Origin of the sequence: Mycobacterium sp. E2699, from assembly GCF_001666745.1 — a bacterium.
In the GTDB taxonomy this organism is placed as follows: Bacteria; Actinomycetota; Actinomycetes; order Mycobacteriales; family Mycobacteriaceae; genus Mycobacterium.
Map to the genome: position 1 here is coordinate 1 of NZ_LZJH01000106.1, position 1,316 is coordinate 1,316.

Below are 1,316 nucleotides of genomic sequence, written 5' to 3' on the forward strand. Positions count from 1 at the left end.
GCGAAAACGATAAACGTCTGGGTGAGAAGGTTTTCCAGGAACCACCCGGTGTGAAACGCCACCTCGCCGGCGTGCAGGATGCCGAGCATGAATCCGAAGGTCAAGAAGTCGAACAGCGAGTTGATGGGCCCGAACGTCAGCATGAACCTGCGGATGAAGGCGACGTTCCAGTGCGCCGGCGCATCGCGTTGCTCCTCATCGACGCGGTCGGTGGGGATCGCCAACTGCGAGGCATCGTAGAGCAGGTTGCCCAGCAGGATCTGGCTGGGCAGCATCGGCAGAAACGGCAAGAACGCCGACGCGGCGGCGGCGCTGAAGGTGTTGCCGAAATTGCTCGATGTGCCCATGAACACGTACTTGATGGTATTGGCGAAAATCCTTCTGCCCGTGGCCACCCCGGTGGCCAGCACCCCCAGGTCCTTTTCCAGCAAGACCACGTCGGCCGCGTCCTTGGCCACGTCGGTGGCGCTGTTGACGGAGATCCCCACGTCCGCGGCGTGCAGGGCCAACGCGTCGTTGACGCCGTCGCCGAGGAAGCCGACCGATCGCCCGTTGCGGCGCAGCGCGGTGATCAGCCGCGCCTTCTGCTCGGGGGAGATGCGCGCGAAGATGGTGTGGTTTTGCGCGGCGTCGACGAACCCGTCGTCGTCGAGGGGTTCCAGCTCGGCGCCGGTGAGAGTGCCCTTGGACGCCAAACCCAGGTCATTGCAGACCTTTTCGGCGACCCGCGGATTGTCGCCGGTGGCGATCTTGAGCTCGATGCCCAGTTCGGCCAGCTGTGCCAGCGACTGGCGCGCCGCGGGTTTGGGTTCGTCGGCGAAGACCAGAAAGCCGGCCAGCGTGAGGTCGTGTTCGTCGTCGGCGGTGAGCTCCGTCAGCTCGGCGGCCGGGCGGGTGGCGACGGCGACCACCCGCCGTCCGGCGGCGAACAAGTCCGCCAGGGTCGCATCCGCGGCCGCCGGCGTCCCGTCGCACCGGTCCAGGACCTGTTCGGGGGCGCCCTTGACGACGAGGAGGCGGTTGCCGTCGTCGTCGACCAACACCGACGTCGCGCGCCGCTCGTGGTCGAACGGCAGCAGCGCGACGCGGCGCACCGCGCCGCCCACCAGTTGCTGTGGCTGCGGGGAGTCCCACAGCGCGGCGTCGAGCGGATTGGCGCTCACCACACCGGATTCCGGGTCGACGTCGGTGGCCAGCAACCCGAGCCGCCGGACCGGCTCGGCCGGCGCACCGGCCGGATCGACCGCGCCGACCAGGCGGATGCGGCCCTCCGTCAGCGTGCCGGTCTTGTCGGTGATCAGGATGTCGATGTCGCC

1 protein-coding gene is annotated in these 1,316 nt (G+C 68.2%); it reads right to left on the minus strand.

The genetic code is table 11. From position 1 onward, the window contains the following. Positions 1-1,316: HAD-IC family P-type ATPase (locus tag A5696_RS29220; RefSeq protein ID WP_156738223.1), on the minus strand; the 1,316-nt coding region annotated here is incomplete at both ends.